The sequence below is a fragment of the Dermatophilus sp. B7861-1 genome (genome assembly GCF_058996045.1).
This window is the reverse complement of sequence record NZ_CM180082.1, coordinates 54646-80662: the sequence shown is the minus strand read 5'-3', so window position 1 is coordinate 80662 and position 26017 is coordinate 54646. Positions and strand designations below refer to the sequence as shown.

Sequence of the window (26017 nt, the reverse complement as noted above, 5' to 3'; positions counted from 1 at the left end):
AATCCCCTTCTGATCCGAAGTATGGACAGTGCTTTTTCGTTTTATGGGAGCTTCTGTCTCTTTTTTCGATATGTGTTGTTGGGGAGTTGGGGTGGGTCGATGGGGGTCTGGGCGTGTTGGTTGCCCAATGCCCTGTCGATGTGGAGGTTTTCGCGTGCTTGCGTGTTCGTTGGTTGCCGGTCCTCGGGATCGGGTGGGGTCGTTGCCGCATCACGCGGATGTGCTGGGTCAGTTGTTGACTCCAGGTGGGTGGACGTTTCGGTGTGTTGCTGATGTGCCTCGGGGTGAGGGGCCAGTGGCGCATCCGTCGTGGTCGTTGCGGCCAGCTTTTGGTGCCACGGAGTCGGGGGTGTTGTTGTTGGGGGTGGCTTTGGCGCTGGGGGGTGTGCGGGGGGCTGATGAGGTAGGTAAGTCGTTGGTGAGGCGGGCGCAGTTAGATCCGGGTAAGGATGTGTTGGCCTCTTCAAGGCTGGTGGATGCGTGTCGGCCGTTGCGGGGGTTGCCGTTGGCGGTGGTGTTGGTGGCGTTGCTGCCGGACCGGCAGGCGGCGTTGGGTGAGGTGGGTGCGTCGTTGGCGGGGTTGACGGGGTGGTCTGTGACGGTGGTTGGTGAGGTTTAGGGAGTGAGGAATCCGCGGGCGGCGGCCAGCCCCGCGGGGAAGGTGAATTGTTCGGTTGCTTGGGCGTTGCGGAGCATTTCGTTGTAGACGGCGTGTTGTTGGGGGGTGTCTTCGATGGTCTCGAGGGCGTAGAGGACGATGCCGCGGGCGATGCGTTGATTGGTGGGGTCAGAGGTGGGTGTGACGAGGCAGGCGAGGCGTCTGGTCATTTGTCGTTTGCTGCGGGTGGGGCTCAGGACGATGCCGATGTTTGCGGTGGGGGCGGTGATGCCTTCGTGGATGGTTTCGGTTGTGGTCTTGGTGTCGGGGGGTGTGTGCAGTGTGGTGCGTTGGATGTTGGAGTCGCCTGGGTTGGCGGTATGGATGGCGAGGCTGTGGGGGTGGATGGTGGTGAGGGCTTGGGTGATGCGGGGGGTGGTTTCGGTGCCTTCGGTGAAGATGATGAGGTCGTCTTGGCTGGTGATGATGGGGGTCAGGGCGGTGATGGCGTCGAGTTTTGCTTGGGCTGTGGTCAGGGTGGTGCGAATGTTGGTGAGGGTGTTGAGGTATGTGGTGGCGCTGGTGTGTCCGGGGTGGTCGGGTTGTGTGGTCAGGGTGGTGGCGTAGGCGTGGAGGTTGGTATTGGGGCGGGCGCCGTGGTGGGTGATGAGGTCGGTTGTGGTGGTGTGGAGCTGTTGGATGGCGTGGGTGTATTGGGTGTGTTCTTCGGGGGTGAGGTGGATGCCGATGCGGGCGATGCGGTAGGGGGTGATGAGGTTGTTGTTGATGGCGTCGCGGTAGCCCAGGCGGTGGACGACGTGGCGGAAGTAGGGCCAGAGGTGTTGGGCGTCGCCGGTGTCGCCGCGTTTGTATTCGGCGGTCAGGCCTAGGCGTCGGGTGTATTGGGGGGTGAGGGCGGGGGTGGTGTCGTCGGTGGCGTATCGGTGGACTTCGTCGGCGATGAGGAGGGCGGCTTCGTTGGGGTTGAGGGGGTTGTGTGTGGCGAGGTTGGTGGCGGTGGTGATGGTGACGTGGGCGTTGGGTGTGGTGGTGTCGCCGAGGGTGAGTTGGGGGTAGGCGTGGTGGATGCGTTGGTGCCATTGGTTGGCGAGGGCGTCGCTGGGGGTGATGAGGACGGTGCGTAGGCCTTCGCGTAGGGCGTCGGTGATGGCGGCGAGGGCTAGGGGGGTGCGGTCGGTGTCGACGGTTTCGATGACGCCGATGTGTCCGGCGTTGTTCCAGGCGGTGATGGCGGTGTGTTGCCAGGGTTTGAGGTGGGGGTTGGGGAGGGTGGGGGTGTTGGTTGCGGTGGGTTGGTAGGTGGGTTGGGTTGGTTGGGGGGTGGTTTCGGTGGTGGTGTCGTCGGTGGTGGTGGTTTCGGTGTTGGCTAGTACGCGGGCGAGGAGGTTGGGGATGGGGGGTGTGGTGTTTTTGGTGAGGGTGGCGTTGGTGGCGCGTTGGGCGTCGGTGGCTTGGGCTTGGGCGGCGCGGGTGAGGGTGGGTGGGGTGTTGGAGGGGTGGTTGGCGCGGGCGCGGGCGCGGTTTTCTCGGGTTTCGGTGTGGGGTGGGACTAGGCGTAGGTCTGGGGTTTCGTCGGTGGGGGTGTTGTTGAGGGTGGTTTGGAGTGCGGCGATGCGTTGTTGCAGGTCCGAGACGGCCGCAGCGATGTCGATGACGGCTATTGCGAGGGCTTGTACTTGGGTGGCGGCGTCGGCCCTGTTTTTTCCGTTTTTGCCCGCGATGGGTCTCGCCTCCTTGGTGGGTGCGGTGTGGGGGCCGCGGTGGTGTCTTGGTCGTACGGGTGTTTGTGTTGTGGTGCTTGTGGTGTCTCATCGGCGGGTTGGGGCTTTTTTTCAAGTGGATTCGTGTGTTTGTTGGGGGTTTGGTTGGGTGTCGTGGACGGGTGTTGGGTGGGAGGATGGGGGTGTGTCTGGGGTTGTTGGTGGCGGTGTGAGTGGTGTGTTTCCGTTTTCTGCGTTGGTGGGGCAGGAGCGGATGTGTACGGCGTTGTTGTTGGTGGCGGTGGCCCCGCGGCTGGGTGGGGTGTTGTTGCGGGGTGAGAAGGGGACTGCGAAGTCGACGGCGGTGCGGGCGTTGGCGTCGTTGTTGCCTGGTGTGGATGGTGGGGTTGCTCCGATGCGGACGTTGCCGTTGGGGGTTACGGAGGATCGGGTGGTGGGTGGTTTGGATTCGGAGGTGACGATGCGGACGGGGGTGCCGTCGTTGCAGCCGGGGTTGTTGGCTGAGGTTGATGGTGGGGTTTTGTATGTGGATGAGGTGAATTTGCTTGATGATCATGTGGCGGATTTGGTGTTGGATGCTGCCGCTAGTGGTGTGAATCGGGTTGAGCGTGAGGGGTTGTCGTTGTCTCACCCGAGTCGTTTTGCGTTGGTGGGGACGATGAATCCTGAGGAGGGGGCGTTGCGTCCTCAGGTGTTGGATCGGTTTGGTTTGTGTGTGGAGGTGCAGGCGGAGCGGGATCCGCAGCGTCGGGTGGATTTGATGGTGGCGCGGGCGGCGTTTGATGCCGATCCGGTGGGTTTTTGTGCTGGTTTTGCGCAGGAGGAGGAGTTGTTGGCGGCGCGGGTGGCTGCGGCGCGGGTGGCGTTTGATGGGGTGGTGGTTCCGCGGGATGTGGAGTCGCACATTGTGGGGTTGTCGCAGCAGGCGTGTGTGGCGGGGCATCGGGCTGATGTGGTGATGGCTGATGCGGCGCGGGCGTTGGCGGCGTTGGAGGGACGTTCGGTGGTGTCGGTGGGTGATGTTGATGTGGTGGCGGAGATGGTGTTGGTGCATCGTCGGCGTGAGGTGGGGCCGCCTCCTGGTGTGTCTGCTGAGCAGGAGGGGGGTTCGCAATCGGATTCGCAGTCAGATTCGCAACCGGGGTCGCAGCAGTCTCAGGATGTTCCGCAGTCGCAGGGTCCATTGTCTTCTGTTGATGAGGGTGTGGGGGGTTCTTCTTCGTCGTCTTCGGGTGCGGGTGTTGATGGTGAGGGGGCTGAGAGTGGTGAGGCTGGTGGGCAGGTTGCTCCGGTGGTGGCACCGGTGGGGGCTTCGTTCCGGGTGAAGCCGTTGGCGCCGACGCAGGATAGGTTGGCACGTAAGGGGTCTGGGCGGCGGATGCGGACGCGTAGTGCGGGTCGTCAGGGGCGGTATGTGCGTGCGCGTCCGGCGATGGATCGTGATGTCAGTGGTGTGGGTTTGGATGTGGCGGTGGATGCCACGTTGCGGGCTGCGGCTCCTTATCAGCGTTCGCGTCGTGAGGCTGCTGGGGTGGGGGCTGGGGTGTTTATTCGCCGTAGTGATTGGCAGGTGAAGGTTCGTGAGCGTCAGGTGGGGACGTGTCTTCTTTTTCTTGTTGATGCGTCGGGTTCTATGGGTGCGCGTGGGCGTATGAGTGCCACTAAGGGTGCGGTGTTGTCGCTGTTGATGGATGCGTATCAAAAGCGGGACAAGGTCGCGTTGGTGTCTTTTCGTGGGCAGGGTGCGCAGGTTCTTTTGCCGCCGACTGCTTCGGTGGAGCGTGCTGCGGATCTTTTGGAGGAGATGCCTACAGGGGGTCGTACTCCGTTGGCGTCGGGTCTTGTGGCAGCTGGGGAGGTTTTGCGTCCTTTGCTGATTAAGGAGCCTAATTTGCGGCCTCTTGTGTTGCTTATTTCTGATGGTCGCGGGAATGTGCGTCTTGATGGCAGTAGGGGCAATGGGGCCGGTGAGGCTGAGCGGGTTGCGCGCGATTTGGGGCAGGATTCACGTGTTGAGTGGATAGTTGTTGATACTGAGCCCAGTGAGGCATCGCGGGGGCGTCGCGGTATTCGTCTTGGTTTGGCTTCGCGTTTGGCTGATGCGTTGGGGGCTACGTGTCACAGTGTTGAGGATTTGCGCGCTGAGGAGCTTGTTTCTCTTGTGAGGGATCGTTTGTGATCGTCTTTCTAATTTTTTGTGGGTTTTTGCGTTTTCTTTCTTTACGAAAGGTTTGTCGATGAGCCGCCCTGCTTTTCCTTTTACTGCAATTGTGGGTCAGGAGGATATGAAGCTTGGTCTTATTCTCGCCATCGTTAATCCTGCTCTTTCTGGTGTGTTGATTCGTGGCGAGAAGGGCACTGCTAAGTCAACGGCGGTGCGGGCGTTGGCTTCGATTTTGCCCGAGCAGGAGGTGGTGGCGGGGTGTCCGTTCCGTTTGGCTCCTGGTGAGCAGGGTGGGTTGTGTCATGAGTTGGGTTTGTCGTGTACGGGTGATGAGCAGGTGGTGTTTTCGCCGGTGCCGGTGGTGGAGTTGCCGGTGGGTGCGACGGAGGACCGGGTGGCGGGCACGCTTGATTTGGAGCGGGCGCTTCGGGAGGGTGAGCGGCATTTTGAACCGGGGCTGTTGGCTGCGGCGAACCGGGGGATTTTGTATGTGGATGAGGTGAATTTGCTTGATGACCATGTGGTGGATTTGCTTCTTGACTCAGCCGCGATGGGCGTAAATACGGTTGAGCGTGAAGGGGTTTCGCTGGCTCATCCGGCGCGTTTTTCTCTTGTGGGGACGATGAACCCTGAGGAGGGTGAGTTGCGTCCGCAGTTACTTGATCGTTTCGGGATGGTTGTCACGGTGGAGGGTTCTCATGATCCGCAGGAGCGGATTGAGGTGATGGAGCGGCGTTTTGCTTTCGAGAGTGATCCGGTGGGGTTCGCTGCGGAGTATGCGTCTTCGGATGCGGATTTGGCTGCTCGGGTGACGGCTGCGATGGGGTTGTTGCCGAAGGTGACTACTTCTCGGGAGGTGATGCTGCACATCGCGAATACGAGTTTGTCGGTGGGGGTGGATGGCCATCGGGCGGATTTGATGATGCTTCGGGCGGCCAGTGCTTTGGCTGCATGGGAGGGCAGGTTGGAGTCTTCTGTTGCGGATGTGGACCGTGCTGCAGGTTTTGTGTTGCCGCACCGGATGCGGCGGCGCCCGTTTGAGAGCGTGACTGGGTGAGCTGTCAGGGGTAGGGAAAGTTTCAGTGGTGGCGACACGCCCGAATGCAGGAGTGTTTCTGGCGAGGTATTTCGCGGCTCTAACAGTCCCTTCTCCCTGCCATTTTGTTGATGTGTCTCTTACTTAGGTAATGCTTTTCGTCTTTTTTGGTCACGATGGGGGGCTTTGCGTAGGAGGATGCTGGTCGCGTCCGATCCCTTCGCACCGTCGAGGACCATCATGACGAATTTTTCTTTCCGTCGACCTATTGCCCTGTCATTGGCTGCTGCGCTCGCTTTGTCGGGTTCAGCGATGGCTGCAGTTTCTCTTCCTGCCATGGCGCAGTCTTCTTCTGCTCATACGGCTGTCGTGCCGAGCAGGGATGGCTCTGTGGGTTCTCCTGGTATTGGTGATTCGTATTTTCCTGATCATGGCAATGGGGGGTATGACGTTCAGCATTACGATGTGAACGTTTCGTACGAGCCGAAGACGCGAACCGTCACAGGAACAACGTCTATCACTGCTTTGACTACGCAGAATCTCACGCAGTTTAATCTTGATTTGGCTTTAACTCCTGAAAAGGTGTTAGTGGATGGGAAGCCAGCTTCTTTTTCTCGCCAGTCCACTCATGAGCTGGTAGTTCGCCCGTCGCAGGCTTTGACTAAGGGCGCGAAGACGAACATTGTTGTTACCTATAAAGGCGTTCCTGAAAAGATTGAGATTGATGGCGAGAAGCCGTGGATAACGACTTCTGATGGAGCTGTTGCTGTTGGTCAGCCGCATATCGCTTCGTGGTGGTTCCCGAGCAATGATCACCCCCGGGATAAGGCAACGTTCTCGATTTCTTTAAATGTTCCTAAGGGCCTGAAGGCTTTGAGTAATGGCTCATTGCAGAAGGTAACGAACCAGGGAAGTACAGATACGTGGTCGTGGCAGGAGTCCACACCGATGGCGCCTTATCTGGCTTTCGCTGTGATTGGCCGTTATGACATTTTGCGCGGGAAGACGAGCTCGGGGATCCCGTGGTTGACGGCGACACCGCAGAGCAATGAATCGTGGGTGAAGCGTGCCAAGGAAGATTTGGCGAAGACTCCAGCGGTGATTGATTGGCTGTCGAAGACGTACGGCCCTTACCCGTTTACGACGACTGGTGGTATTGCAGCTAACGCTGATATGGGTTTCGCGTTGGAGAACCAGTCACGTCCGGTGTATTCGAGCAAGTTCTGGGCTAAGGGACATGACTTGTCACTCATTGTCCATGAGCAGTCTCACCAGTGGTTTGGTGACTCCACGTCGGTGCGGGACTGGAAAGATATCTGGATCAATGAGGGTTTCGCGACGTGGACTGAGTGGCTGTACGCCGAGAAGCACGATGGCCCCAATGCTGATGAGGCTTTTGCTCAAGCCTGGAAAGACTATGCGCAGGATTCTTCCTTCTGGAAGATCAAGATTGGTGATCCGGGCCCGAAGCAGATTTTCAACCGGGCTGTCTATGACCGTGGCGCTATGACTGTGCAGGCATTGCGGAATAAGGTTGGCGAAGAAGCTTTCTGGAAGATTGTTCGAGGCTGGGTGGCTTCACACCGGCATGGGCATGGCAGTGTCCAGGAGTTCATGACGTATGCCAATAAGCACACTTCGCAGGATTTGCGTCCGTTCTTTGAGGCGTGGTTGTTCACTCCGGGGAAGCCAAATCCTTCGGCTGATCTTGGCTTTCCGAAGTCTATGATTCGCTGATAGCGGTTATTTCAGCCCGAGAGATGGCTAGTCACTTCCTTCTCTCGGGCTGATTAACTTTGCCTATGTCATCGGATACAACAGAGACTTTTTAGCCAAGTGGCGATAGTCAGGTGAAGCAGACGTGGACGTGTCGGCTTCGGGGTGTCTCGTACGAGCTTGATGTGTATCCGAGCAGGCAAGCACGACTTGTGTTGCGTGTTGATGGAAAGCAGATTTACGACAAGAAAAACAGCACTGATAACCGGACTATTACTGTTGACAGAGATTGTCGAGTTCGGGTTCGCCTTAGCTTTTTAGGCAAGGTAAAAGATGCTACTGCTTATGACGGTAATGCTGAGTTAGATTTTGATGCTCCACCGGGTAGCCGTGCAGAGAAAACGCAGTCATGGGGGCGGAAGCACCCGGTGTTATTTGCGTTGCGGCACGTGGCTTTTAAAGCTGGCGGAATCCTCATTGCTTTTCTTGGAGTAACGGCGTTTGTGAAGTGGCTTTTGGCGCCGGTGATTGAATGGATCGCTGATCATATGCCACGTATTTCGTGGCCAGAGATTCATTTGCCGCGTATCCCGTGGCCTGAAATACATCTTCCGCGTATCCCGTGGCCTGAGATACATATTCCGTGGCCACAGGTCGCGTTGCCGTGGTGGCTGCAGGTAGCGCTCGACTGGTTAACGGAACATGGCGAGATTATCAAGCCGTTATTGATTGGGCTGCTATTGGCGCTTGGGGAGATGCGTCGGCAGCGTAAGCAGCGAAAGCAACGTGAGGCTGGCGTTGCGGATGATCCGAATGCTGCGCTGGAGGAAACGTGGTTGAGTAGGTGGATGGATCGGCTTGATGCGCAGGCTGCGGACACGCCGATGGCGCGCCGGAAGGAGCGGGCCAAAGTGGCGGCGGCGCTGCGTGCCTTAGAAAACAAGCGCCGCGCGCAGGAACAGGCGTCAGTGAACTCTGATGATCCTGTTTGAATGGGTCGGATTATTTTTCGGCGAATACGCCGATGACTGGGGCCCAGGAGGTAATGGTCCAGTCGGTGACGTAACCGTGCACCTGGAACGGGTCGTTTGCGAGGGCTTCTCGGATGTGGCTTTCTCCCTCGGCGCGGAAGATGAGCAGGGCGGAGGCCGGCCTGGTGCTCAGGGGACCGGAAGCGATGAGCAGGCCATTGTCTGCGAGGTGCTGCAGGTGAGCTCGGTGGGCTGGGCGTAGCTCATCTTGTTGTGCTGCGGTAGCGGAGTCGTAGTGATATTCGACGGCGTAGTACGGCATGTTGTTGACACTACGAGGTGCCTGGCAGTGATGGGGCGGTTTTGTTGGTGCTCACCACAGGTAGTTGTGCGCTGGGCTGGGCCGTATCCGCAGGATGGTTCACTCATTTTTCGAAGATGGGCTGAGGCTTCACTTCCCTTGCTAATAACTATTAGCGCGACACGAATTTTTTACTTGACTTTTACTTATCGGGTTATTTCCCACTTCATGCCCCCAATACCGAATGTTTTTGAAAAGTATTTTCACCTCAGCCTTTTTCTCTTCCGTGACTACCAGGGTTCTCCATGCTTCAGTTCAGGTTGAGCACACTCCAGTGCTTATGAGCCGAATAGTTTCAGGAGGATTGTCGTGCGAGTTCATCGACGCACCGCGACGGCTGCCTTGGCCGTTATTGGATTAACTACTGCCACGCTGGGTCCAGCAGGTTTGATGGCTTCGGCGGCTCCTACACCGCCTGAACCTCCTACTGCTACACCGGCACCAAAGAATCCTACGCAGGCATCCCAGAAAATTCGCAAACAGGTCCGGCCAGAAAATATTGAGGCTCACCTACGTGCTTTTCAGGAAATTGCTGATAAAAACAACGGAAATCGCGCTGTCGGCACGAGTGGGTATGAGCATTCTGCTCGCTATGTTGAAGCTGTTCTTCGTAAGGCTGGGTATCGCACTCAGCGGCAGCATTTCGAGTACACCCATGACGAAGTGAAGTCTTCAAAACTCACGGTGGCAGGAAAGGCTGTTGCCCATCAGGTGTTGAGTTATAGCCCAGCAGCTAAAGAGGGCTTTACTGGTCAGCTTGTCCAACCCAAGGTGATGACCGGGTGTGATGCGGCGGCATGGTCTGGCATCAACGCGAAAGATAAAATCGCTGTTGTGCAGCGAGGGGGGTGTTCTTTCTCTGATAAGTCCAGCGCTGCAGGAGCGGCTGGGGCGGCTGCTCTGATTGTCTACAACAATGGTGATGGCGAGCTCAACGGCACTCTTGGCAAGGTTGATCAAACGCATATTCCTACCATTACCGTCACGAAAGCGGTCGGCGCTGACTTAATCAAAGAAGCTGGCCCGCAGGTTGAGGCCACTCTTGTTTTGGACAAGCTCACCGAGAAGCGACGCACTTTTAACATTCTTGCCGAGACTAAAGCTGGACGAGCAGACAATGTCGCTTTGGTCGGCGCACATTTGGATAGCGTCCCGCAAGGTCCGGGCATTAATGACAATGCCTCGGGTTCTGCCAGCATTCTTGAGGTAGCTGTGCAGATGGCTAAACAGAAGGGCATCACTAATAAGGTGCGTTTCGCCTGGTGGGGCGCCGAGGAGATTGGCCTACTGGGGTCGACTCATTATGTGGAGGACATGAAGAAGAAAGATCCTGAGTCGTTGAAGAAGATCGCTGCGTATCTGAACTTCGACATGGTTGGTTCGCCGAATTACTCCATCGGTGTGTATGACGCTGACCAGTCCACTCACGAGGCACCGGTGAATGTCCCTGAGGGGTCTATTCAAACGGAGAGTATTTTCACGGACTATTTCGACTCGGTGGGGCAGCCGTGGATTGATTCAGAGTTCAACGGGCGTTCTGATTATCAAGCCTTCATTGAGAACGGCATCCCAGCTTCTGGTATTGATACCGGTGCTGATGGGAAGAAGTCCAAAGGTGAGGTTTTGATGTTTGGTGGTGTTGAGGGTGCCCCGTATGACGGTAATTACCACACACCTAAGGATTCGATGGCGAACGTGAATATGCACGCGGTGGATGTGATTTCTGACGCGATTGCGCACACTGTTTTCACGATGGCCAACAGCACAAAAGACATTAACGGTCGCTGATATCTGGCGATTTCGAACGGTTCTTGTGATCTGCTGATCACAAGAACCGTTCTTTTATGGGCGGGTGCGCTTTCGGCGGTTGCTCAGTATGTAGGCGATTGCGCCGCTGGTCGCAATGAGGGTCAGCAGTGTTGCAGCTATGGGTGGTTCTGTGCTTGTTTCTGCGGTGGGTTGGTGGTGCGCTGAGGTGGGGGTGTTAGGCACAGCTGTTGTGTGTGGGCTGACGTGGCCGGTGCGCCAGGTGGGGTTGGGTGTGGGTAGATGCCAGGCACTGCTGGGGACGCCTTCTGCATTGCCTTTTCCCCATCGTTGTGTGGGTCCGTCGATAATATTTCGTGGTGGGATGAGGGTTGGGTTTGTGCTGGTGGAGTCATTGGTGGGGCGGTTTGGACGGTCTTGGTGTCCGGGGCTGCCGGGTCTGTTTGGTGGGTTTGTGGGGCCGTCTTCGGGTAGGGGTGGTAGAGGTGCAGTAGGCGAGGTAGGAGGAGCGGGTTGGCTGGGCGCAGGAGTGGGAGTTGGAGGGTCGGTGGGTATTGGGGTGGGGGTGCCGGGGTCAGTGGGGGGTACAGGTGTGGCGATGAGGGCATCAACGAGTGGGATGGTGGCGTGGGCTGGGGGTGAGAACACGTCGAGAGCTGGTTTACCGGTGGTTGGTTCTGGTGGGGTGGTGCCGTGTGCTGCTGCTGTGTTGGGCAGGGTGTGGGTTCCGGGGGTGGTGAATGGGGTGATGTTTTCTGGGTTGATGGTCATTGGGGTATCGGTGGTGCAGCTGGTTGTCTCTGTGGGCGTCAGGGCTGTTTCGGTGCAGGTCACGGAGGTTTTGGCGCTTTGTAGCATGGGGTCGTTGATGCTGAGGTTGTTGATGGTGGTGGTGCCGGTGTTGGTGACGGTGAAGGTGTAGCGGGCGGTGTCGTTGGGGTCGGCGAGGTGGTTGTGGTTGGGGTCGTAGTCGAGTTGGGCTGTTTTGGTCAGGATCAGGGAGGTGCGGGGGGTGGTTGCCAGGTTTGTGGTGTTTGTGTCTTGGCCGGTGATGATGTCGCCTCGGTAGGTAATGGCGGTGGCTGTGGCGGTGTTAGTAATGGTGGCGCCGTTGGTGATGTCGCTGCTGGTGAGGGTGTAGACGGGGGCGAGGCAGGTGGTGGATGTGCCGGGGGCGATGTCGAGGTTTCCGCAGGAGTAGGAGTTCATTTGGATGGTGGCGTCGTCAACGGTGAGGAAGCGAAGGGTGGCGTTTCCGGTGTTGGTGACAACGAATCGGTAGTGGAGCAGGTCTCCTGGGGTGGGGGTGGTGGAGTTGTCGGTGTCGTCGAGTTGGTCGAAGTGTTTGGTGACGGTGAGTTTTCCGGTGGGTGTGATGGTGGTGAAGGTGTCGGTGGTGGTGGCTTCGAGGAGGGCGGGAGTGTCGTCGCTTCCGGACAAGGCGTGTCCGGTGGCGGTGTTGGTGGCGCCGAGTAGGTCAAGTTCGCGTTGGGTGACGGTGTGGGCGGGGGTGGTGCAGGTGATGCTGGCTCCGGGGGCCAGGGTGGTTGTGGCCTCTTGGCACCAGGCGTGGTCGAGGCCAAGCATGGGGTCGGTGATGGTGAGGTTGCGTAGGGTTCCGGCGCCTTCGTTGGTCAGGGTGATGGTGTAGGTGATGGTGTCGCCGAGGTTAATGCTGCCGTTGGATGGGCCGGTGTGGGTTTTGGTGATGCTCAGGCGCGGTAGGGGGATGAGGGGGGTTGTGGTGCTGGCGGTGGGTGGGGTGAGGGTTCCTTGTGCGGGGGTGGCGGTGGCGGTGGCGGTGTTGGTGATGTGGCGGGCGTCGATGTCGGGTCGGGTGATGGTGTAGGGGGTTGCGGCAGTGCAGGTGAGGGTTTCGCGGGCTTGGATGGTGGTGGTTGTGGCGCCGGTGGTGTTGGTGCAGGTGATGGAGGGTAGGAGTGGGTCGGTGATGGTGAGGTCGGTCATGGGTAGGGCGGTGGGGTTGGTAACGGTGAAGGAGTAGGTGATGGTGTCGCCTTTGCTAGGGCCAGCTGGGGTATCGGGGGTGATGGTGGCTTCGGTGAGGGCACCGGCGATTTTGGTGAGGGTGAGGGTGGGTGTGTAGGTGAGGGGGGTGGTGACGCTGGGTTGGTTGGAGGTCAGTCCGCCGTCGGCGGTGGCGGTAGCAACGTTGATGATTTTTCCGGCTGTGAGGTCGGCTGTGGTGATGCGGTATGGGTTGCTGAGGCGGCAGGCGGTGGATGCGCCGACGTCGAGGGTGGTTTCGTCGCAGGTGACGGTGCTTCCGGCTTTGGTATCGGTGACGGTGATGCCGGTGATGGTGGCGTTGGTGAGGTTGCGTACGCGGAAGGTGTACCAGAGGGTGTCGCCGGCGGAGTGGTCGCCGGAGCTGTCGGCGTCGATGATGGTGCCTAGTTGGGATTTTTCGAGCCAGAGGCCTGTTTTTCCGGCGATTCTGGTCAGGGTTGCGGTGGCTGAGTCGGTGATAGGGGCGGGGTCGTCGGTGCCGCCGGCGGTGCCTAGTGCGGTGGCGGTGGCGATGTTGGTGAGTCGGCCTCGGTCGATGTCGGCTTTGGTGAGGGTGTAGGTGGCGGTGCAGCTGGTGGTGTCGCCGATGGCGAGGTCTCCGGTGCCGCATGGTTTGTTGGTGATTCCCAGGATGGGGTCGTCGATGGTGGGTTGGCGCAGGGTTTTGTTGCCGGAGTTGGTGATGGTGAAGGTGTAGGTGATGCGGTCGCCGATGGCGGCGTTGGTGGTGAGGGCATTGGTGTCTTGGGCGGTGGCGGTTTTGTTGAGGGTGAGTGCGGCGGTGGAGTTGACGGGTAGGGTGCTGGTGGCGGTGGTGGTGACGCGGTTGGTGGGGTCGAATCCGGCGGGCAGGGCGCTGGCGGTTGCGGTGTTGGTGATTTTTCCGGCGTTGAGGTCGGTGGTGGTGATGGTGTAGTTGCCGCGGCAGGTGGTGGTTGTTCCGGCGGGTAGGCGGTTGTTGTCGCAGGTGATGTTGTTGATAAGGGGGTCGGTGATGGTGAGGTCGGTGAGGAAGATGTTGGGGCTGTTGTTGGTGACGGTGAAGGTGTAGGGGATGGTGGATCCGGCTGTGGCGGTAGCTGGTGGGGTTCCGGTTTTGACTAGTGCGATGGCTGGTTGGGGTGGGTGGGGTGCGTCGAGGCAGGTGGTGTTGTCGTTGGTGGGTGCGTTTTCTTCTCCGGTGGGCAGGTTGGCGGTGTTGCGGATGCCGCTGCCTTGGTTGCAGTTCAGGGGCGGGGTGGTGCTGTTTGTCCACAGGAGTCGTACGCGCACGCGGTAGCGTTCGGTGGCTCCGCCGGGTAGGGGGCGCTGGGTGGTGTTGAGGAGGTAGCTGCCGTTGCCATCGTTGGGGGCGGTGCCGCTGCCGGTGATGGTGTCGCCGTCGAGGCGTACCCATTCGACTGCGGTGACTTTCATGCCAACTGGTGGGGTGGGGGTGTCGGTGAGGGTGCTGTAGCTGCCGGTGGCTTGGCCGGTGTTGCTCACGAGGACGGAGTAGGAGGCGACCATTTCACCTGTGTCGGAGTCGGGTCCGATGACGGTGCCGGGTTGTTTGGTGATGTTGATGTAGGCCGGTTGTGGTTTTAGGGGGGTGGCCAGGGCGGAGGTGGAGGTGACGGTGGTTCCGGAGGTTTGTCCGGTTCCGGTGACGGTGGCGGTGTTGGTGATGGTGGTGCCGTTGTCGGTGTCGGTTGTGGTCCAGGTGAGGGTGTCTGTGCAGGTGTAGGTCCAGGTTTCGTAGGTGTCGAGGATGGTGTCTTTGTTGGTGTCGCCGTTGGTGAGTGTGGGGTTGGTGCAGGTGTAGGGGGCGATGGGGGTGGAGCCGCGGGTGGCGTTGTCGGTGAGGGTGATTCCGGCGAGGGGTTCGGCTCCGATGTTGGCGACTGTGTAGGTATAGGTGATGGGTGCGCTGCCAGTGATGGAGGGGGTGTTGGCGGTTTTGTCGATTGTGATGGCGGGTCGGGCGATGCGTACGGAGGTGGGGTCGGTGGCGCCGGGGGCGGAGGGGTCGTCGGAGAGGAGGCCGTTGGTGTAGGTGGTGCTGGTGAGGGTGGCTTGGTTGGTGATGCTGGTGGTCTGGGGGCTGGTGTTGTTGACGGTTACGGTGAATCTGATGGTGGCGGTGGAGAAGGCAGGGATGATGCCGGCGCGGGTGGTGTTGTTGGCGTGGATTTCGCGGGTGGTGGTGTAGGGCATGGTGCCGTTGGTGTCGGCGATTTTGATGCCGTTGAGGGTGGTGCTGCCGGGTAGGTAGGTGGTTCCGGCGGGGATGTTTTCTTGGAGTCGTACGTCGACTGCTGCCAGGCCGCCGAGGTTGCGGGCTTCGATTTCGTAGGTGATGGTGTCGCCAGGTTTGACTGCCGGGGTTGGGGTGTCGGCGCGTTTGATGAGGTGGAGTCGCGACAGGGGTTGTGCGCAGGAGCCGAGGTCGCCGATGGATCCGTTGCCTGCGCTGGGGGCGGCGGAGATGCGGGTGGCTTGGCCGGTGGCGATGTCGACTTCGTAGAGGGTGTTGGTGGCGGTGGTGGAGGATGCGGCTCCGGCGGAGGCGAGGAGTTTTCCTGTGGAGCTGAAGGCCAGGCCGGTGTAGAAGCCGCCGTCGGTGGGGCGGTTCATGAGGCCGACGATGACGGGGGTGGGGGCGGGTTTGATGCTTTCGTTGGCGTTGATGCTCAGGAGGTAGGTGGTGTTGGTGCCGGTGTTGGCGGCAAGTAACCATAGGTCGCCGTTGCCGCTGGTGACGAGGTCGCCGGCGCTGAGGTTTTTGATTTGGTCGGCGGTGAGGGTTGTTTTTCCGTCGGTGCTGCTGGCGGCGGTGAGGGTGTGGGCTGTCCAGGTGGTGGTTCCTGGGGCTAGGGAGTAGAGGATGCCGTTGGTGGCCCAGGACCATAGGGTGCCGTTTCGGCTGGCGGCGAGGCGGACGCTGGTGGTGGCGGTGGTGTTGGTGGTGATGCGGGTGGCGGTTCCGGTGGTGGTGTCTAGACGCCAGAGTCCGCCGTAGCTGTTTCCGGCTTTGCTGGGGATGAAGTAGATGTGGTTGGGGTTGGCGGGGTTGACGTCCAGGGCTGCGGAGGAGTCGTAGGCGCCGTTGGTGAGTTGGGAGATGGTCCAGCGGGGTTGCATGGCGGAGGTGGGTTGGGTGCCGAGGGTGCCGATGCGTCCGGTGTCGCTGTTGTTGAGTAGGGATGAGTACCAGAGGGTGTCACATTGGCTTGTGGTGAGGGTGATGGCAGTGGTGGCTTGTGCGGTGGATTCATGCCAGGTGTTGGTGGTGTTGTAGGTGGTGAAGGTGGCGGTGATGGTGGCGTCCAGGGCGATGCCGGCAAAGAAGTCGCAGCTGAAGTTGGCGGTTTTTCCTGCTTCTATGTACCAGCGGATGGAGTCGGTTTTCAGGCCGCTGGTTTGCCGGACGGAGGGGCATTTGTCGTCGAGCATGCTGACGAGGTAGGCGCGTTCGGCGGTGTTGTTGGTGACGGTGTAGGCCATGCTGACTTGGGAGCCGCCTGGGGGAATGCTTGCTGGGGTGGCGGTGGTGGTGACGGTGATGGCGTTGTCGCTGGAGGTGCCGGTGTTGGTGGGGGCTGCGTGTGCGGCTGGGATGGGTGCGTGGATGCCGCAGAGAACGGTGAGTGTGATGAGGGCCAGGGTTGTTATGAGGGCGGTGATGTTTGCGAGGGTGCGTGGCAGTGAGGGGTTAGGTAGCAGCTCGGTCATGGAGGGGGTCTGCTTTCTCGCGCACGACGGGGCAAGGCTTGAGCCAGGCGTGGGCCCTTATTCGGTTTCTTGTCGGCAGTTTGGTGCTGGCGTGTAGGGGTTTTGTTGTTGTTTAGTGGGCGGGTTTTGTTGTGTCCGAGCAGGCTCGCTGTTGTGGCGGTGGCGGAGTTTTATGGGTGGGTGCCTCGTGTGGCGCGGCGGTGCGTGGCGCCGTTCAGTGACTGGTAGGGCGTGCTCTGCTGGCGGGTGAAAGGTTGCGGGGTTGGTTATGCGTCGTCGGTTTGGGTCGTTGGTTGTTGCTGGTGCTGTGGTTGCTGCTGCGGGGCTGGGTGGTGTTGCGCCGGTGGCGGCGGCACCGGTTTCGGCTGGGGTGCCTCAGCAGATGAGGGCGCTGTGGGTGGATGCGTGGGAGCCGGGCTTGTTTTCGGGGTCGGAAGTGTCTTCGTTAGTGGCCACGGCTAAGCAGATGGGTGTGAATACTTTGGTGGTGCAGGCGGTGCGCCGTTCGGATTGCTTGTGTAATAAGTCGATTCTTCCGCGGGCGGCGGGTACGGGTGCGACGCAGTTTGATCCGTTAGCGGATGTGGTTGCTAAGGGGCATGCGGCTGGGTTGCAGGTGCATGCGTGGGTGGTTGTGGGGAAGATGTGGAGTAGCGCAAGTGCTCCTTCGGATCCGCGGCATATTTTTAATGTGCATGGCCCGGGCACGAAAGATAGTTGGTCTGATCGCCGTTATGACGGCACGGTGTCGGCTGATGGAACGACGTTTTTGGATCTGGGGAATCCTGCTGCTCGTAAGCACGTGGTGGCCACGGTGGATTCGATTCAGAAGAATTACGCTATTGATGGCGTGAATTTGGATTACATTCGTTACCCCGATCAGACGGCTTCGGGTCGATTGGATAATGACTGGGGGTATACGCCGGTTGCTTTAGCTGCATTTCGGCGAACTTTTAAGACCACGGGTACGCCTGCTCCTGGTGATCCGTTGTGGCATCGGTTCCGCAGGGATCAGGTCACTGCTGTTGTTCGCGGCGTGCATGATCAGATGATGCGTCGGGATAAGAGGGACCGGTTGTCTGTGAATGCGATTGCGTTCGGTCAGGGACCAGGGGATTCAACGAATTGGACGCGTACGGATGGGTTCCGGCAAACGGTTCAGGACATTCCTCGCTGGACTCATCAAAAGATTGTGGACAGCGTTTTTGTCATGAATTACCGATCGGCTTCTGATGCGACTCAGCGCCGGTATTTCACGAGTTGGGTGCAGGGAATGGCTGCTCTGCAAAAGCGTGATGGTCGCACGATGGTTAGCGGTAATGCGATGTGGAATAACACTATCGCGCAGTCTATTGCGCAGTATCAGGAAGCAGCGCGGGCCGGTGTGGGGTGGGCTGGGTATGCCTACAGCACCATGACGATTCCTGATCCTCAGGTTGGGGTCTCGGCGCAGCGTGCGTTGGTGGCTGCGGCGTTCGGTAATGGCCCGTTCCGGGGTAAGGCTGCAGTGCCTTCGATGCCGTGGAAGAAGCTCAAATAGCTGGTTCTCCCGGGCTGGCTACTGGCATTTGTGTTGGTTTTCCTGTTTCTTGGCGCCAGCCCGGGTGAGGGCGTGTTTTTAATGCACCTGGAATCCGCGTTCACGGAACACGTTTCGTACTTTTTCGATGGCTTCAGGTGTGGGCGGTTGGGTGTTTTCCAGGTTGTAGCGCATACCTAATTCGCGCCATTTGTCTACGCCCATGTTGTGGAAGGGCAGCACTTCGATGCGTTCTACAGTGCCTTTCCAGCGTTCAACGATGTCGGCGACGGCGGTGACGTTTTCTGGTGTGTCGGTCAGGCCTGGGACCATGACGAACCTGATCCAGGTGGGTTTACCCAGGGCGTGGAGCCGGTCTCCGAATGCGATGGTTGGGGCCAGGTCGCGGCCGGTGACGGTTTTGTACAGGTCGGGTAGTCCTGATTTGACGTCGAGGAGGACAAGGTCGATGTGGCTGAGGTCTTCGTCGCTGAGGCGTGCTCCGAGGTAGCCGGAGGTGTCGATGCAGGTGTGAATACCTTCGGCATGGATTGCTTGCAGTAGGCGGCGGGTGAATTCGATCTGGAGGAGGGGCTCCCCGCCGGAGATGGTGAGTCCGCCGTGAGAAGCGCGGAAGACTGATTTGTATCGCTTTACTTTGGCGATGATTTCTTCGATCCGCTCGACGGTGCCGGTTTTCATGGCCATCGTGTCGGGGTTATGGCAGTACTGGCAGCGCAGCGGGCAGCCGGTGAGGAATAGCGTCATCCGTGTTCCGGGGCCGTCTACGGCGGTGACCAGTTCCCAAGAGTGAACGAGTGCGACTTCGCCGGTGCGGCGGGCTTCGAGCAGTTCGGGGCGGCCGAGTTCGATGCGGTCGTATCCGATTCCTGCGGCGATTCCGCGGACGCGGTCACCGTCGGTAGGTTCGAGGGTGACTGTGCCGGTGATTCCGTCGGCCATGTGTGGTGGTGTCCTCTGTGTGTTGCTGGATATGTCGAGTCCCGGCTGGGGTGTTCCAGCCGGGGCTCGATGGTTTTATCTATTGGTGTCTCAGGCGCCTTGGTGGAAGGTGCGGGAGATGACGTCGCGCTGCTGCTCAGCGGTGAGTTTGACGAAGTTCACTGCGTAGCCCGAAACGCGGACCGTGAGGTTGGGGTATTTCTCGGGGTGGTCCATCGCGTCGGTGAGGGTGGCTTCGTCGAGGACGTTGATGTTGGCATGGTAGAGGCCTGAGGCCATGTTGTTTTTGCTGCGGTTTTCTTTCATGGAGGAAAGACGTTCTTCGAAGGTTTTCGCGCTCATTGATTGAATCTCCTTATCTGTCGTGTGACTTTTATCGTCGGTTCAGCTCTGGCACTGGTCCATGATGAAACCGGCGTCGAGGATGCCGACGAGGTTGCTGACCTGCTCGTCTTTGGTGCGGCCAAGGCCGGCTGGCGAGATCGTGTTGGTCAGGGAGATGCCGTCGAGGGCGTCGTTGTAGTCGAGTTTTCCGACGGAAAGCATGGAGGCGACCATGCCGTGGCTGTCCATGCCGTTTTCTGGGTTGGCGCCTGGGGCGAAGGGGGTGCCAGCTTTGTGTCCGGATGGGAAGGATCCGGTGGCTTTGCCGTAGACGACGTTGCTGGTGATGGTCAGCACGGATTGAGTGGGGATGGCATCGCGGTAGAGCGGTTGTTCTTTGATCTTGCTCATCACGGTGTGGACGATGGTGGCGGCGATGTCATCGGCGCGGTCGTCGTCGTTGCCGTAGACCGGGAATTCCCCTTCGGTGCGGTAGTCCACGATCAGTCCGGTTTCGTCGCGGACTGGGTAGACCTTGGCGTATTTGATGGCCGAGAGGGAGTCGGCAACGATCGACAGACCTGCGATGCCGCATCCGAGGGTGCGGATGATGTCGGAGTCGTGCAGCGCCATTTCGATGGCTTCGTAGGCGTACCGGTCGTGGCAGTAGTGGATGATGTTGAGCGCTTCGACATAGGTTCCGACTACCCAGTCGAGCATGAGTTCGTACTTGTGCCAGACGTCTTCGAAGTCCAGTGGGCCATCACCTGTGACAGGTTCGAATCCGTATTCGGGGCTGGTGATCTGTTTGCCGGATACTTCGTCGCGGCCGCCGTTGATTGCGTAGAGCAGTGATTTGGCTGCGTTGACGCGGGCTCCGAAGAACTGCATCTGCTTGCCGACTGCCATGGGGGAAACGCAGCATGCGATGGCGGCGTCGTCGCCCCATTTGTCGCGGATTTGTTTGTCGGATTCGTATTGGATGGAGCTGGTCTCTACTGAGATCGCGGCGCAGAATTCTTTGTACCCCTCGGGTAGCTCGGGGTCCCAGAAGATGGTGATGTTGGGTTCTGGGGCTGGTCCGAGGTTGCGTAGTGTCTGCAGCAGGCGGAATGAGGTTTTTGTGACCTGGGGGCGCCCGTCAACAGAGAAGCCGGCGTCGGACCAGGTTGCCCAGTAGGGGTCACCGGAGAAGATTTGGTCGTAGTCGATCGTGCGTAGGAATCGCACGATGCGCAGTTTGAGCACGAGCGAGTCGATGATTTCTTGGGCTTGTTCCTCGGTGAGGGTGCCGTTGGCGAGGTCGCGTTCGAAGTAGATGTCGAAGAAGGGTGATAGTCGGCCGATGCTCATGGCTGCGCCGTCTTGGCTCTTGATGGCACCGAGGTAGCCGAAGTAGGTCCATTGGACGGCTTCGTGGGCGTTGGTTGCGGGGCCGGAGATGTCGACGCCGTAGGAGGCGGCCATCACTTTGAGTTTTTTGAGCGCTTTGATTTGTTCGGCGTGCTCTTCGCGGTATCGGGCCCAGTGTTCGGAGAATTCTGTGCCGGCGACGGCGTCCTTGGCTGCTGTTTTTTCGGCGATGAGGGCATCAACGCCGTAGAGGGCGACCCGGCGGTAGTCACCGATGATGCGGCCACGTCCGTAGGCGTCGGGTAGGCCGGTGATGACGTGTGAGGATCGCGCGGCGCGGATGCGGGGGGTGTAGATGTCGAATACTGCGTCGTTGTGGGTTTTGCGGTATTTCGTGAAGATTTTCTTCACGTCTTCGTCAGGTTCGAGGCCTGCTTCTTTGATGGCGGTTTCGACCATGCGCCAGCCGCCGGAGGGCATCATGGCGCGTTTGAGTGGGGTGTCTGTTTGGAGGCCAACGATGACGTTGTCGTCTTCGCTGATGTATCCGGCGGGGAAGGCGTCAATGTCGGAGGGGATGTGGGTGTCGACGTCGAAGACGCGTTTGCGGCGTTCGACGCAGAGGTATTCCTTTTCGAGGGTTTCCCATACACGCAGGGTTTTGGCGGTGGGTCCTGCGAGGAAGGACGCGTCACCGGTGTAGGGCGTGTAATTACGTTGGACGAAGTCGCGGACGTCGATACCTTCGCTCCACGGGCCTGTTTCGAACCCTTCCCACGCTGTGGTTGTCGGGGTCTCTGCTGTCGCGGTCACGTCGGGTGCCCTCCAAAGTGGTCGGCTTCAAGAGGTCGATTGTCTGTCTTATCGGCCTCGTGTTGGGGGTGCCATATCGGACACGCCCTTTCTTTTGAATCTACGAAATGCCATCGATACTGAAATCGTTTACATCCTTATGTGTGTATGTGACACCCCTCGCATTTCCGTGACGCAGGCCATGTGGGGGCAAACACAGCAACGTGATGCACCTTTCGCCCCCACAAAACCCACTAACACAGTGACGGAAATCACGAAAAAGTTAACGCACCGTAAAAGGCCGAGACATTCCTACATACGGCGAAATTTTTCCACCTTGAGCATTTTTCCAATCACCGGTTTGGACGAGTCGATATGTTCCCGCCGGAGTTCCTTTCGGAATGCGCCACTGCACACTCGCCCGCGAAAAGGCCACCCCTTCCCGCTTCCACGCATACGTCGTATCCCAATCCCGATCCGTCCGCACCGTCTTCCAGGCTCCGCCTTCCTGACGCTGAACCTGCAAAAACGAACCCATCGTTCGGTAGTCATTCTTCGGGTGCCCTGCCCGGAACACCGCCGAGGCCACCTGACCAGAGGTGTAGGACTGCGATGGCTGTTCCAGCACCTGCCCAAACTGCTGACGTGCTGGCTTACTGTCGAATAACACTCCTGGACGGGCAGGAGTCTTGGCCGTGAAACTTCCAGCCGGAGAAGCCGCGTCACTGACTGCAGCGCCTCTCTTCATCGCTGAGGCCAAACCAGCAGCTTCTTGCTCGAAAGCAGCAAATTCGAACGGCCCAAACTCTGTCGAGGCACCTTCGTAATGCTGCGCCGCGTATTCCTCACGAGTGGCCAGATAACCGTTGTAACCATTAGCCACACCGGCAATCACTACCCGGTTCACACCTGTTCCCGCCAACTCAGCAGCAACTCGTTCCTGCAACCTGCGCGAAGCCACCGTGGTCGGCTCAACCGGCAATGCCAAAACCGCCGTGTTCCCCACCCGAACTAGCTGCACCTGCACCACCGAGCTGACCATCTTCCACGCCCCTGTGGGCAGGAGAATAGGTTTCTCCGCATGGCACTTGTCTTGATGCACCGCTGAGATCCCCGCAAACGCCAGCCGCGTCAACCCACCCAGCGCAGAGGTATCAACCTTGTTGACTTTGTCGGAGATAGAGAACGAGTCACGTGTCATCCCCTCATACATTCCTGGGATCTTTGAGGGACCATTCTCACCACCGGATGCAAACGAGAACCCCCGCGCGGCCTTGCATAACTGCACAGCCTTACCACCAGCATATTTGGCATCCACTGTGTAGTTACGCAGATCAATGTGTCGGGAACGGAAATCAACTGGACCGCCCTGTACCGCCCCCTGCGCTTGCCACAGTTGGCGTGCTTTTCCTAACTGCGCTTCTCCAGCAACTTGAGTGTTGTGGTATTCATCAGAGCTGCCCCCGTATCCGGGAGCCGAGTGAGCGTTGCCCTGTGCAGGAACGACATCACCTACCGCACTGTTGGCGAACGCAGCGACAAATGATCCTGCCTTGCTCGGGTCAGCTCCCATCTGCTTCTCGAACATGTAAGAGGCGTAGCCCTTGTTATCGCCGCTGAGTTTGGTGAATTTTCTGCTGAAGCTCGTCGGGTGGATCGCGAACCAGTTCAACACCCCGACCGCTTGTCCGTTAGACCTTCGAAACTCCAGCTGTGTCATGGAGGAATCCACTTCATTGCCTGGATTTTTATTAGCTCGGTGCGCAGGAAGAGAACGGTTACGCGTGGCTCCCTTAAGCTCTCCCTCCGAACGCTGCACCGTGCCCGGAGCCAGGTTTGTATGCGCGCGACTGATGGACTCAACAATGCCGTTCACGACGGTGTCAAAGTTTTTCTTGTCGTAGCCAGCCGAGGTCGAGTCGGCGCCAGCTACCTGATACAGCCGATCGCCGGACATACCTGAATTGCCGACGTGAGTGTGCGTCGCTGCAATGAGCACATTTTGAGAGGTGTACTTGTCCCCAAACTTTTTCTGCAGTTTGGCAACCACGGCAGAGGTGATCGAGGGGAACATAGCCCCCATATCTGTGGTCACCATAGCCACTCGTTTTCCCGATTTCTGATCAGCCACGACGAAAGCACGTGAGTACAAGCGCATATGCAAGCCATCGACTTCTTGTGATGCCGCATACCCGAACATTCCTGTTTCCGCAGCAGCACCGGTGATGTCATACATACCTGAACCAACAAGATAGGAACCTGACCCATCAGTCTTCACCGCAGACGTGTGAACGCCATGTGGTTGTGCAGCAAAAGCTGTTCCTACAGGTAAGGCGAGCGCGACAACCACTGCTGGAGCCATGATTTTTGACAGGGTGATTTTTCGAGTACTTCGCGTCATTGCGGGCCTTTCAATTCCTGTGGGCATGAGGTCGATCTCAGATCGGGAGTACATCGTCCGCTGTGTGGTTCGAACTGTGTGGTGCACCACAGGAATCCAGGTTTTTTGATGTGCCAGGAACCATATGAAGTTCACTTACGCAAGCCTGGTTCAAAGCTGGGGGTATTAGCGTTAGGTATCAGTGATGAATGAGCACACATCCGTGTTAGATGTTTAAAGATTTTGCAGGCTTCAAGAGCGAGTGAGTTTTCTTTTAAATAAAATTTGGGGGTGATGGTTCCATAGAGTCGAACATCTCCCATGAGCAGCTAATGACGGGAGGCGCGCATATGGGACGTCATGTTTTTCGCGGTTATATTGCCGGGGTTGGAACGCAAGAAGGCACTCGGCTCGTTGTTGGCCGTTGGGTGGATTCTCCTTTAGGGACGTTTACTGATGTGATGGTGGAACGCGCCAATGGCTGGCGAATATTACTTGCTCCCTCAGCTGAGGTGGCTGATTTTGTGACAGCCACCTACACATTCGATGAGGTCATCACAGTTCCGGTTTCCTGTGAAGTGACCACCGTTTCACCAGGTGTAGACCATTGGGGCCTGAAGGCTGGGCCATTGGAGCTGTCATTGACGACGGGAGAACGCACTCCGTTGGGGTGGTTGCTGCACCTGATCCCCACCTACATCGCCACAAGTCCAGCATTTTGTCGTTTAACTGACGTGCCTGCTCGTCTCGTCGGGTTACGTACTGCAGGTACGGCCGGTCATGGGCGCCGAGAGTTCTATGGGGCATGTGATGTGCACGCCATCACCGACTCGATTGCTTCGTGGCAGAGACAGGATCTGGGCTCGTTGCAACGGGTGGCTCCCCCGGTGCGTTTTGGTTTTGGGTCCACTCCCCCACGTCCTGCGATGACGTCAGTAACGACAACGATTATTGACGCAAATTAACGATCAATGATAGCATCGCTACAGAGTTCAGCCCCAGAGCGTCCACGCTCTGGGGCTGAAGAAACGGCTGATTCCGGAGGCGTTAGGCTGCTTCGCTCTCGTTGAAGTTATCGATGATGGAGTGCATGCGGCCGATGAGGGTAGCAAGGCCAGCGTCGTCGTGGCGGTCAGGCAGGTGGAAGCAACGCGCCGCAACATCGTAGAAGCGGCCAAGTTCAGCGAAACCGGAGGCTGAGTTTTCCGTGAGCGCAGCCAGTGCCGGAGCAAGTGCAGCAGCAACGTCTCCCTCGGCTTCACCAGCTTCACCGCGCCACTTTGTGGAAAGACGCAAAGTGCGGTCAGCATCACGCACAGCGTCTTGAACTTGGTCAGGAACAGCCGCCAAAGCCCCACGCACCTGGGTAATTGCCGCAGCAAGCTCATCAGCCTCTTCGCCGAGGGCCTGGGTCAGGATCCGCAATGAGGGCAGAGCATCGAACGATTCTTGACTGTCGATGACCTCAACGCAGAAGCTACCGATCATGCGGTTGTGCAGGCGCAGCAGCGCAATCCGGAACCGAAGACGCGCAACGTCGGTGGCCAGGGCGGTCAGTGCTTCATCCAGCCCAGCGAGTTTGTCGATGGCTGATTCGACTTTCTCCGTCAGACGTGTGGTGAAAGTAGCAATCATCTCCGGAACATCTTCAATGTTTGCCCCGTTTTGTGCAGCGTCAGCGATGATGGTGAGCCGGTCAGAAGCAGGGCCTGCATCAGCAGCAGAAGCTTCCAAGACAGAAATGAGTGAGGCGTACTCATCGAGTTGTGCGACAGATCCAGCAGTGATGTCGTCAATTTCATGCATGAGGTGCAGCATTTCGGCTGCATAACCAGTTGCTTCAGGACGCTGAGGAATGCGTCCTACACGCTCGTGCGCTGCAACCTCTGCGGGAAGAATGCGATAGGCGAGATCTTCAGGAGACCTAATACCTGTTTTAGACAGCTCAGCAATCATGAGCTCCAGGCCCATTGTGGCCGCCTCATCAGCGCTAGCCCCGTTTTCACGAGCCTCATGCTCAGCAGCACGAATATCGGCGTATAGCTTTTCGGCGGCTTTTTTGGACTCATGAACGAGCGTGCCCATACGCACCGAAAGGAATTTCTCCCCCACCGGGATCAACGTGGAAATAAGCCAGTACGTGCTGCCGTCAGCAGCCATGTTTTTCATATAGGCGCAAGCAGGTCGGCCTGCTTTGAGCTGGCCCCAAATAGATTTGAAGACACCGGCGGGCATATCAGGGTGTCGAACGATGTTGTGCGGCGACCCTTGCAGCTGATCGTGTTCATACTGCGAAAGACGGACGAACACGGCGTTCGCGAGTTCGATGATGCCCTTGCGATCAGTGGTGGAGAAGAAGTAATCGCTCTCGCCAACGATAGTCTCAACGTTGGTCGGTTGCGGTGCTTCATGATGCGCCATGCCGTGTTCCCCTCTTTCCCGCCGCTACGCGGCGCGGCTCGTCCCGGTGTCCCCAGATGCACCGGTCATGGACGAGTGTCCTACTACGTACTCCACGTTAGGGGTTTTCACCCCAAAGTTGCGCGTCGCTGTGGGTTAACGCAGCGCACTTTCATGGTTTTGGTG

The 26017-nt window shown here is 58.6% G+C and carries 15 protein-coding genes and 2 pseudogenes; 9 read left to right on the top strand and 8 right to left on the bottom strand.

Going from position 1 to position 26017, the window contains the following annotated elements; all coding sequences use genetic code 11:
• Positions 1 to 154 precede the first annotated feature (154 nt).
• On the top strand, positions 155 to 619 hold the full coding sequence (locus AC2T9U_RS00350; RefSeq protein WP_493696237.1) for a hypothetical protein: 465 nt from the start codon (positions 155 to 157) through the stop codon (positions 617 to 619).
• Here AC2T9U_RS00350 and AC2T9U_RS00345 read toward each other — a convergent pair.
• A complete protein-coding gene (locus AC2T9U_RS00345) occupies positions 616 to 828 on the bottom strand; it encodes a hypothetical protein (RefSeq protein WP_493696236.1) in 213 nt (70 codons plus the stop codon). The genes AC2T9U_RS00350 and AC2T9U_RS00345 overlap by 4 nt on opposite strands.
• 66 nt (positions 829 to 894) lie before the next feature.
• Between AC2T9U_RS00345 and AC2T9U_RS00340 the strand changes: the two genes are divergently transcribed.
• On the top strand, positions 895 to 1488 hold the full coding sequence (locus AC2T9U_RS00340; RefSeq protein WP_493696235.1) for a hypothetical protein: 594 nt from the start codon (positions 895 to 897) through the stop codon (positions 1486 to 1488).
• 42 nt (positions 1489 to 1530) lie between these two features.
• Here the strand turns inward: AC2T9U_RS00340 and AC2T9U_RS00335 are convergent.
• Positions 1531 to 1812 (bottom strand): annotated as a pseudogene (locus AC2T9U_RS00335) (DEAD/DEAH box helicase family protein); the annotation flags it as partial.
• 106 nt (positions 1813 to 1918) lie between these two features.
• On the opposite strand from AC2T9U_RS00335, the gene AC2T9U_RS00330 reads away from it, so the two are divergent.
• From AC2T9U_RS00330 to AC2T9U_RS00315, 4 genes are all read left to right on the top strand, one after another.
• Positions 1919 to 4519 carry a VWA domain-containing protein gene (locus AC2T9U_RS00330; RefSeq protein ID WP_493696234.1) on the top strand — a complete coding sequence of 867 codons (2601 nt, stop codon included), beginning with the start codon at positions 1919 to 1921 and terminating at the stop codon, positions 4517 to 4519.
• A gap of 58 nt (positions 4520 to 4577) precedes the next feature.
• Positions 4578 to 5561 carry a magnesium chelatase ATPase subunit I gene (locus tag AC2T9U_RS00325; RefSeq protein ID WP_181816115.1) on the top strand — a complete coding sequence of 328 codons (984 nt, stop codon included), beginning with the start codon at positions 4578 to 4580 and terminating at the stop codon, positions 5559 to 5561.
• A gap of 219 nt (positions 5562 to 5780) precedes the next feature.
• Complete coding sequence (locus AC2T9U_RS00320; RefSeq protein ID WP_493696233.1) at positions 5781 to 7277, top strand: M1 family metallopeptidase; 1497 nt, start codon at positions 5781 to 5783, stop codon at positions 7275 to 7277.
• A 191-nt stretch (positions 7278 to 7468) separates the two neighbouring features.
• On the top strand, positions 7469 to 8248 hold the full coding sequence (locus AC2T9U_RS00315; RefSeq protein WP_493696232.1) for a hypothetical protein: 780 nt from the start codon (positions 7469 to 7471) through the stop codon (positions 8246 to 8248).
• A gap of 10 nt (positions 8249 to 8258) precedes the next feature.
• On the opposite strand, the gene AC2T9U_RS00310 is transcribed toward AC2T9U_RS00315, so the two are convergent.
• Positions 8259 to 8549 carry a YciI family protein gene (locus AC2T9U_RS00310; RefSeq protein WP_493696231.1) on the bottom strand — a complete coding sequence of 97 codons (291 nt, stop codon included), beginning with the start codon at positions 8547 to 8549 and terminating at the stop codon, positions 8259 to 8261.
• A 348-nt stretch (positions 8550 to 8897) separates the two neighbouring features.
• On the opposite strand from AC2T9U_RS00310, the gene AC2T9U_RS00305 reads away from it, so the two are divergent.
• Positions 8898 to 10376, top strand: coding sequence for a M20/M25/M40 family metallo-hydrolase (locus AC2T9U_RS00305; RefSeq protein WP_493696230.1), 1479 nt, complete (start codon positions 8898 to 8900; stop codon positions 10374 to 10376).
• 54 nt (positions 10377 to 10430) lie between these two features.
• Here the strand turns inward: AC2T9U_RS00305 and AC2T9U_RS00300 are convergent, their stop codons facing one another.
• The gene (locus tag AC2T9U_RS00300) at positions 10431 to 16100 is read right to left on the bottom strand and encodes a DUF7507 domain-containing protein (protein ID WP_493696229.1); all 5670 of its coding nucleotides are present in this window, start codon (positions 16098 to 16100) and stop codon (positions 10431 to 10433) included.
• A gap of 268 nt (positions 16101 to 16368) precedes the next feature.
• Here AC2T9U_RS00300 and AC2T9U_RS00295 point away from each other — a divergent pair, with 268 nt between their 5' ends.
• Positions 16369 to 17640 (top strand): glycoside hydrolase family 10-like protein, encoded by a 1272-nt coding sequence (locus AC2T9U_RS00295; RefSeq protein WP_493696228.1) that lies wholly within the window; start codon positions 16369 to 16371, stop codon positions 17638 to 17640.
• Positions 17641 to 17718: 78 nt separating this feature from the next.
• Here the strand turns inward: AC2T9U_RS00295 and pflA are convergent, their stop codons facing one another.
• From pflA to AC2T9U_RS00280, 3 genes and pseudogenes are all read right to left on the bottom strand, one after another.
• Positions 17719 to 18582 (bottom strand): pyruvate formate-lyase-activating protein, encoded by an 864-nt coding sequence (gene pflA, locus AC2T9U_RS00290; protein ID WP_493696227.1) that lies wholly within the window; start codon positions 18580 to 18582, stop codon positions 17719 to 17721.
• A 90-nt stretch (positions 18583 to 18672) separates the two neighbouring features.
• Positions 18673 to 21072 (bottom strand): annotated as a pseudogene (gene grcA2 / locus AC2T9U_RS00285) (autonomous glycyl radical cofactor GrcA2).
• A 262-nt stretch (positions 21073 to 21334) separates the two neighbouring features.
• Positions 21335 to 23452 (bottom strand): neutral/alkaline non-lysosomal ceramidase N-terminal domain-containing protein, encoded by a 2118-nt coding sequence (locus tag AC2T9U_RS00280; RefSeq protein WP_208304138.1) that lies wholly within the window; start codon positions 23450 to 23452, stop codon positions 21335 to 21337.
• 329 nt (positions 23453 to 23781) lie between these two features.
• On the opposite strand from AC2T9U_RS00280, the gene AC2T9U_RS00275 reads away from it, so the two are divergent.
• Positions 23782 to 24396, top strand: a complete 615-nt coding sequence (locus tag AC2T9U_RS00275; RefSeq protein WP_493696226.1) for a hypothetical protein — start codon at positions 23782 to 23784, stop codon at positions 24394 to 24396.
• 82 nt (positions 24397 to 24478) lie between these two features.
• Here the strand turns inward: AC2T9U_RS00275 and AC2T9U_RS00270 are convergent, their stop codons facing one another.
• Positions 24479 to 25852, bottom strand: a complete 1374-nt coding sequence (locus AC2T9U_RS00270) for a PAS domain-containing protein (protein ID WP_115031914.1) — start codon at positions 25850 to 25852, stop codon at positions 24479 to 24481.
• Positions 25853 to 26017: the final 165 nt, after the last annotated feature.